8 protein-coding genes are annotated in these 7,830 nt (G+C 45.7%); 5 read left to right on the top strand and 3 right to left on the bottom strand.

Features of this window, described 5'->3' with window-relative positions:
• Positions 1-1,808: DEAD/DEAH box helicase (locus A1D16_RS19520; RefSeq protein WP_290712655.1), on the top strand; the 1,808-nt coding region annotated here is incomplete at its 5' end.
• A gap of 91 nt (positions 1,809-1,899) precedes the next feature.
• Here A1D16_RS19520 and A1D16_RS19515 read toward each other — a convergent pair.
• Complete coding sequence (locus tag A1D16_RS19515) at positions 1,900-2,073, bottom strand: hypothetical protein (RefSeq protein WP_290712653.1); 174 nt, start codon at positions 2,071-2,073, stop codon at positions 1,900-1,902.
• A 125-nt stretch (positions 2,074-2,198) separates the two neighbouring features.
• On the opposite strand from A1D16_RS19515, the gene tatC reads away from it, so the two are divergent.
• The 4 genes from tatC to A1D16_RS19495 all read left to right on the top strand — a co-directional run bounded on the left by tatC (position 2,199) and on the right by A1D16_RS19495 (position 6,091).
• Positions 2,199-3,053 (top strand): twin-arginine translocase subunit TatC, encoded by an 855-nt coding sequence (gene tatC, locus A1D16_RS19510; protein ID WP_290712651.1) that lies wholly within the window; start codon positions 2,199-2,201, stop codon positions 3,051-3,053.
• Between the two features lie 121 nt (positions 3,054-3,174).
• Positions 3,175-3,627, top strand: coding sequence for a ribose 5-phosphate isomerase B (gene rpiB, locus A1D16_RS19505; RefSeq protein WP_290712648.1), 453 nt, complete (start codon positions 3,175-3,177; stop codon positions 3,625-3,627).
• A gap of 509 nt (positions 3,628-4,136) precedes the next feature.
• A complete protein-coding gene (locus A1D16_RS19500; protein ID WP_290712647.1) occupies positions 4,137-5,669 on the top strand; it encodes a M28 family peptidase in 1,533 nt (510 codons plus the stop codon).
• Between the two features lie 86 nt (positions 5,670-5,755).
• The gene (locus tag A1D16_RS19495) at positions 5,756-6,091 is read left to right on the top strand and encodes a hypothetical protein (protein WP_290712645.1); all 336 of its coding nucleotides are present in this window, start codon (positions 5,756-5,758) and stop codon (positions 6,089-6,091) included.
• A gap of 49 nt (positions 6,092-6,140) precedes the next feature.
• On the opposite strand, the gene A1D16_RS19490 is transcribed toward A1D16_RS19495, so the two are convergent.
• Together A1D16_RS19490 and A1D16_RS19485 are read right to left on the bottom strand one after the other, a co-directional pair.
• A complete protein-coding gene (locus A1D16_RS19490; RefSeq protein ID WP_290712643.1) occupies positions 6,141-7,115 on the bottom strand; it encodes a deoxyhypusine synthase family protein in 975 nt (324 codons plus the stop codon).
• A 98-nt stretch (positions 7,116-7,213) separates the two neighbouring features.
• Entirely contained in the window at positions 7,214-7,663 is a 450-nt protein-coding gene (locus tag A1D16_RS19485; protein WP_290712640.1) for a hypothetical protein, read from the bottom strand.
• Between the last annotated feature and the right edge of the window lie 167 nt (positions 7,664-7,830).

Below are 7,830 nucleotides of genomic sequence, written 5' to 3'. Positions count from 1 at the left end.
GAAGCCCCTCAAAAAAACTTACCGGTTCAAATACCGCCAAACCGCAAACCAGGATCCAGATCAGCAGCAATACCGACTGGTTTGATGCGAAAGTGGACATTGTTTTCGGCGACCAGAAAGTAACGGTAGCAGAAGTTAAACGAGCCCTGGCCAATAAGCAGCAGTTTGTGCAGCTGGATGATGGATCCCTGGGTATTTTACCGGAGGAATGGATCAAACGTTATTCCCTGTTATTCCGGATCGGTGAGGGGAAAGCCCAGAACCTGCGCTTGTCGAAATACCACATGAGTGTGATCGATGAACTGTACAACGAACGGAACGAGGAAGAGCTTTTTGTGCAGTTGGAAGAAAAATACGATCGGCTAAGAGGGTTTAAAAGTATCCGGGAAGTGGATCCGCCGGCACATTTGCAACCAATTCTCCGGCCCTACCAGGCGTTTGGCTTTCAATGGCTGAATTACCTGAGCGAGGTTAATTGGGGAGGTATCCTGGCAGATGATATGGGTTTGGGTAAAACCATCCAGTCGCTGAGTTTCCTGCAACATTACCGCGATACACATGATCGGCTGAAAGCATTGGTGGTTTGTCCTACTACCCTCATGTTCAACTGGGAAAATGAGATCCGCAAATTTGCTCCTACACTAAGTTACCATATCCATCATGGGGGGGAGCGAACCAGGAATAAGGCGCTGTTGGAGAATAAAAATGTGATCATTACCACTTATGGTACCCTGCGAAGTGATATCAAATTATTGGTGGAAATGGAATTTGACTGCGTGGTACTGGATGAATCGCAGGCCATTAAAAACCCTTCCAGTAAGGTAACGAAGGCGGCTTCCCTGTTAAGGGCCAAACACCGCCTTTGCATGAGCGGTACCCCTTTGCAGAACAATACGTTTGATATTTATGCCCAAATGAATTTTCTGAACCCGGGTATGTTGGGTAGTATGGAGTTTTTCCGCCAGGAGTTTGCTATCCCGATCGATAAATTTGGAGAACAGGACCGGAAAGACCACCTCCGAAAAATTTTGTTTCCCTTTATTCTTCGCAGAACTAAAGAGCAGGTGGCGAAGGATCTGCCGGAAAAAACAGAAACCATTCTCTGGTGCGAAATGGAAGAGGAGCAGCGAAAGATATACGATGCCTACAGGAATGATTTCCGGGATAAGATTTTAGGCACCATTGAAAGCCAGGGCATGCAGAAATCACAGTTAACGATTCTGCAGGGCCTGATGAAACTACGGCAGATCTGTGATTCCCCGGCAATTTTGAATGAGCAGGAAAAATTTGAAAACCATTCCATTAAACTGGAGGAATTGGGCCGGGAGATTACGGAGAATATCAGCAATCACAAAGCCCTGGTATTTTCGCAGTTCCTGGGTATGCTGGCACTGATCCGTAAAAAACTGACAGAGCTGGAGGTTGAGTTTGAGTATTTTGATGGCAGTACCTCGGCAATAGACCGCGAAAAGGCCATACAGCGCTTTCAGAATGATGATAAATGCCGGATTTTCCTGATTTCTTTGAAAGCGGGAGGCGTGGGTTTGAACCTGACAGCCGCCGATTACGTATATATTGTGGATCCCTGGTGGAACCCGGCCGTGGAACAGCAGGCAATTGACCGGACTCACCGGATCGGGCAAACGAAAAATATTTTTGCCTACCGGATGATTTGTAAGGATACGATCGAGGATAAAATCCTTCAGTTACAGGATCGGAAGCGGGTTTTAGCCCGTGACCTGATCGCAGACGACGAGGGTTTTGTGAAAAACCTTACAAGAGAGGATGTGGAATACCTGTTTTCCTAGGTAAGGCTCTTACAAAAAACTCCGCCTGTTGACGGAGCTTCGTCCCCGGTTTTACCAGGGCATCTCGAATATGGAGTTGGGTTAGTAAAAACTAGTAACGGCGGATATTACGGGCATAACCCGGGCGGTGCTGGATGGGTGATTCTCCTTTCAGCAACACACAAACCAGGTATCGGAAGAAATGGCTGATCTGCAGGCTGTGGCGGTAGCTATCCCTGTTAATTTTAATGGAATGCGTGTTGTAATACATGGCTTTTCTATCCATAGGTCAATTGGTTTTGGGTGGTTATCTGAAAAAAACGAATATGTTCCGGATTTATTGCGGGGATTCCGGGAATAAACACTTCCGCAGGGTTGGATTTCTTAATTTAGCGGGCTCCTATTATAATTATGGCAAAAAGTATCTTTAAACGGGGATCTGGTTCGGCGGCTGAAATGTCTTTTATTGACCATCTGGAAGCGCTTCGCTGGCATATTATGCGGGCATTGCTGGCCATTTTATTCGGCGCCGTCCTTGTTTTTATAAAAATGGATTTTTTCTTTGGTGAAGTGGTGATGGGTCCGGCTAACAAGGATTTCATTACCTACCGGGCTTTGTGTAAGTTCAGTAACTGGGTAGGATTAGGTGATGCTATGTGTATGGAGGAAATCAACCTCAAACTCATCAGTACCCAAATGAGCAGCCAGTTTATGATGAGCTTTACAATCGCATTTGTAGGCGGGTTTATCATTGCCTTTCCTTATGTTTTTTGGGAATTCTGGAAATTTATCCGGCCGGCATTAACTGAAAAAGAGGTAAAACGTACCGGGGGAATGATTTTTTGGGTATCCCTGTTATTCTTTTTGGGGGTTGCTTTCGGGTATTTCCTGATTGCCCCGTATACCGTTAACTTTTTTGCGGCCTATACCCTCAGCCCAATGATCGCCAATACCTTTACCGTATCGGATTATATCGATAACATCGTTTCCCTGGTGGTGGGCACGGGGGTTGTATTCCAGCTTCCCCTGGCAGTGTATTTCCTGGCCAAGATAGGGCTGGTAACCGCCCAGTTCCTGCGTACCTACCGTAAATTTGCCGTGGTTATTATCCTGGTACTGGCAGCGGTAATTACACCCCCGGATGTATTGAGCCAGTTAATTGTGACCGTACCGCTCTGGTTCCTTTACGAGATAAGTATTGGTATAGCAGCCCGTGTGAATAAGAATGATGAGTTTCTGGTGAAGCCGAAGGATGAGTGGAGTTGAGATGAGATGAGATGAGATGAGTGGAGTGGAGTTGAGTGGAGTTGAGGGAAGGGAGCAAGGAGCAAGGTGGAGGGGTAAGGGTGAAGATGTAATTTTATAAATGATATTAAAGCAGCTTATTATGACAGTTTTTAATAAATCTTTGCCGGTTGCTATTGGATGTGATCATGCCGGATACGAGTACAAAGAAGCTATCAAAACATACCTTGAAAATGCTGGTTTTACCGTAAAGGATTTTGGCACTACCAGCCCTAATTCAGTCGATTATCCTGATTTTGCACACCCCACTGCTTCTTTTGTGGCGGAAGGAAAGGCAGCTTTTGGGATTCTGCTTTGTGGATCTGCAAATGGCGTGGCTATTACAGCAAATAAACACCAGCAGGTAAGGGCGGGTTTGTGCTGGGATAATGAAGTAGCCAAACTGGTTCGCCGGCATAACGACAGCAATATTATCTGCCTTCCTGCCCGCTTTATTGCGCTGCCTTATGCCATCCAACTGATTGAAACCTTTTATACGACCGAATTCGAAGGTGGGCGGCATGGCAACCGGGTTAATAAAATCGCCTGTATGTAGGCCCGTGCGCACGACCTGATTTTCCAAAAAACCGTCGATAACTCCCGTTTATCGACGGTTTTTGTTTGAGGGTCGAAATGATTTTAAGGAGCAAAATTGCTGTAGCATCTTTGTATCAGCAAAAGGGAATTAGCCCGGAGCGAATTCGAATCGACCCCCTATTGAGACCCCTGAATCCTAAACCGTAGCAAATCCAAACCTGTTGAAAGCCGACCCGAATCCGTAGAGAAACCGAATCCAAACCTGTTGAAAGCCGACCCGACCCGAATCCGTTGAAAGCCAATTTTCCTGATCCTATGAAAAGAGCCCGGTAGAAAGTATTAGCAAACCGTCCGTCCTATCTACTGAGAACAATGATTAGTTGATGTACCGTCTATGTCTGAAAAAATTTGTCCCGTTTGTCCAACGGGACTTTTTTTATGCTTTCCGTCGCCAGACCGAAATGATTTTTTACTCTCCCAAAACTGCCCCTCTTTTCCTTAAATTGCTGCCTTAACAGTTTAAGTACAATGAGAAAAATCTTATTACTGCTGGGATTATTCCCGGCTGCTACGGGCTTTGCGCAGAAAAAAGCCAATCCACAAAAATTTGCAGCCACTATTACGGAAGAAGATCTTCGTACCCATTTGTTTATCCTTGCCGGGCCCGAAATGGAAGGAAGGGAAACTGCTACGGAAGGCCAGCGGAAAGCGGCCGCCTATATTGAAGATCAGTTTAAGAAGCTGGGGCTGCTGCCAGGGAACCAGGGGGCATATCAGATGAGTTTTCCCGTTTACCGAGACTCTATTCTGGGTGGAACAATTAAAGTAAATGAGACAAGCTTCAGCATTAATAAGGATTTCCTTCCGAATGCCAGGATGACCAGGAATGGCGACTATTATTTTTCTGAATTCGTATTTGCCGGCCATGGTATCGTGGATGGCAACCGCGATGACTACAACGGCCTGAATGTAAAAGGCAAAGCGGTTGTAATCCTGGATGATAAACCCGCCGATTATACCACCCAGCAAAAAGGAGCTATGGCGCCCTCCGGCTTGTATGGAAAATACCAGAAAGCGGTGGAAAAAGGAGCTGCAGCCCTGCTGGTTGTTTCGGGCGGTTTTCCCCGTACCAATGTGCCGGCTTTAGGAAATATGTACGTGAACCTGTATTCGGCCGAGCAGAATGCCGCCTTGTATTCTATTTCGGCGGCGGTAGCAGAAAAACTGATAGGGAGCGATTGGGCAGCCATTGCTTCCAAAGCTACCAGCACCGCTTCCCCGGCTAAACTGTATAAAGCCAACCTGCTGCTGCAGTTGAACAAACAGGTTCAGGCACTGGAAAGCACCAATGTATTGGGTTATGTAGAAGGCAGCGACAAAAAGGACGAGTGGCTGGTGGTAACTGCCCATTATGATCATTTGGGTAAAAGAGGAAATGTTATTTATTACGGTGCCGATGATGATGGTTCCGGTACGGTTGGTGTAATTGAAATGGCGGAAGCGTTTGCAAAAGCCAAGGCAGCCGGTAACGGGCCACGCAGAAATGTACTGTTTATGGCTGTGAGCGGGGAAGAAAAAGGGCTGTGGGGGTCTGCCTGGTATGGCGATAACCCGGCTGTACCGCTTGAAAAAACAACGGCTAATCTAAATATTGATATGATCGGCAGGGTAGATACGGAACGTAAATCTGCCGATACGCTTAGTTATGTATATGTTGTGGGCGATGATAAACTTAGCACGGAACTAAAACCGCTGAGCGAAGCAGCCAATAAAAAATATACCAAACTAACCCTCGATTATAAGTTTAATGATCCGAATGATCAGAATCGGATTTATTTCCGCAGTGATCATTACAATTTTGCCCGCAAAGGAGTACCGGTAATCTTTTACTACGATGGTATGCTGAAAGCCGACTATCATATGCCTACCGATACCCCTGATAAAATAAATTATTCCCTGCTGAAAAAAAGAGCGCAGCTGGTGTTTTATACCGCCTGGGAAATGGCTAACCGGGAACAGATGATGAAGCGTGACCTTGAGATTCCGACCATGACCCGATAATTTTTTTAGGGTGTTTTAAACCTGGCGAACAATAGCTGGTCAATATATACGTAAATACTATATAACCACCTTAGAAAACATTCGTCATGAACACCAAAAACACCCTTAAAACTATTCTACTGGCCTTATCGGTACTGGCCCTCAGCGGAATTAATACCGACGCGGCCGCGCAATCTACCCGTAAAAAACTGGATCGGGCCGAAGACCTGGCTGACCGGAGGGAGGATATCGCCGACCGTAAAGAAAACCGTCGGGATCGCCGGGAAGATGTTCGGGATGCCCGCCACGATGGCGGTGTTCTGGATAAAGCAGAAGATATCCGCGATAAACGGGAAGATATTGCCGACCGAAAGGAAGACAAACGGGATCGTAAAGAAAACCGCCGGGATCGCCGGGAAGACCGGAGAGATAAAAAAAATTAATAAAAAAAGCCGTTCGCATGCGAACGGCTTTTTTGGTAAAAAGGGATTATTACATTCCCAAAATATAGGCGAAAATCAGGGGGGCTACGATCGTAGCATCGCTCTCCACAATGAATTTAGGCGTATCAATGCCCAGTTTACCCCAGGTTATTTTTTCATTCGGAACCGCTCCGGAATAAGAACCATAGGAAGTGGTAGAATCACTTACCTGGCAGAAATAAGCCCAGAAAGGAACATCATGCCATTCCAGATCCTGGTACATCATGGGTACCACGCAAATCGGGAAATCTCCTGCAATACCACCGCCCAGCTGGAAAAAGCCTACGCCTTTTCCGGCAGAATTCTGCCGGTACCAGTCAGACAGCCACACCATGTATTCGATACCGCTTTTCATGGTGCTTGCTTTTAATTCATTTTTGATAACATAGGAAGCGAAAATATTTCCCATGGTAGAGTCCTCCCAGCCAGGTACAATAATGGGCAGGTTTTTTTCAGCGGCGGCAATCATCCAGCTGTCTTTCGGATCAATTTCATAATCGTCTTTCATCAGACCACTGTTCAGTAATTTGTACATGTATTCATGCGGGAAATATCGTTCACCCGCCGCATCCGCATCTTTCCAGATTTTGGCAATATGGTGCTGGATCTTCCGGAACGCTTCTTCTTCCGGAATACAGGTATCGGTTACGCGGTTTAAACCCTGTTCCAGTAAATCCCATTCTTCCTGGGGAGTAAGATCACGGTAATTGGGAATTCTTTTATAGTGACTGTGGGCAACCAGGTTCATTATATCTTCTTCCAGGTTGGCCCCGGTACAGGAGATAATCTGCACTTTATCCTGGCGGATCATTTCTGCCAGTGATACGCCCAGTTCGGCCGTACTCATGGCACCGGCCAGGGTAATCATCATTTTTCCTCCTTCCAGCAAATGTTGCTCATATCCTTTGGCAGCATCCACCAAAGCAGCCGCGTTGAAATGGCGGTAATGGTGTTGAATGAATTGAGAAATCGGACCTTTACTCATGTTAACGTGGTTTTTGGACGCCAAAGGTAAACTAAAAAACCCCACCTTACGGGATGGGGCTGACTTTCCAACAAAACCTCAGAGAAAAATCGTCGGTATTATTTTTTTGCTTTGGAAAAAACAGACCAGGTTGCGCTGTTTTCACTTTTCAATACAAGTTGCTGGCCGGCATTTTCCAACGTAATATAATAAGCGGTGGTACCTTCATTGGCAACCTCAAATAAGGTGGTGATCCAGTAGTCTCCATATTGCTCTTTCACTTCTGTCAGTAGGGATATGGGGAGTTGGGTAGAAAGGATGTTCCGGTAAACGCCTACTAAAGTACCTTCATCATCGAGGTAGGCAAATAATACCTGACCATTTAAATTGAACTGAACTTTGTTCAGGTTGTTTACGCGGCTCCAGCTTTCCTGTTCTGCTGCAGCAAATGTTTTTTTAAAACTTTTTTCTACACGCTCATCAATGTTGTTAGGATTTTTGCTGTTGTTAGCGAAGAGGCTGGTAAGGCTGAGTGTTACTACAACCAGTGTAGTCATGAACTTTTTCATTGCTTAAGGTTTATCTATGTGAGTGATACTAATAAGACGCTGTTGGTCTTTAAAGGTTACAGTTTATTTTTAATTTTTTTGAAAATGCTGAGGCTTCCTGAAGGAGATGCAGATACAATCATGCTGGATTTTAATCCATGCAGGGTAACATGATAAGTGGTAGCACC

Origin of the sequence: Flavihumibacter sp. CACIAM 22H1, from assembly GCF_001601815.1 — a bacterium.
Classification (GTDB): Bacteria; Bacteroidota; Bacteroidia; order Chitinophagales; family Chitinophagaceae; genus Flavihumibacter.
This window is presented reverse-complemented; position numbering and strand designations above follow the sequence as displayed.

Coding starts and splice junctions, on each gene's coding strand:
- A1D16_RS19515 (WP_290712653.1), bottom strand. CDS start 2,073: ATGGATAGAAAAGCCATGTATTACAACACGCATTCCATTAAAATTAAC.
- A1D16_RS19490 (WP_290712643.1), bottom strand. CDS start 7,115: ATGAGTAAAGGTCCGATTTCTCAATTCATTCAACACCATTACCGCCAT.
- rpiB (WP_290712648.1), top strand. CDS start 3,175: ATGACAGTTTTTAATAAATCTTTGCCGGTTGCTATTGGATGTGATCAT.
- A1D16_RS19500 (WP_290712647.1), top strand. CDS start 4,137: ATGAGAAAAATCTTATTACTGCTGGGATTATTCCCGGCTGCTACGGGC.
- tatC (WP_290712651.1), top strand. CDS start 2,199: ATGGCAAAAAGTATCTTTAAACGGGGATCTGGTTCGGCGGCTGAAATG.
- A1D16_RS19495 (WP_290712645.1), top strand. CDS start 5,756: ATGAACACCAAAAACACCCTTAAAACTATTCTACTGGCCTTATCGGTA.
- A1D16_RS19485 (WP_290712640.1), bottom strand. CDS start 7,663: ATGAAAAAGTTCATGACTACACTGGTTGTAGTAACACTCAGCCTTACC.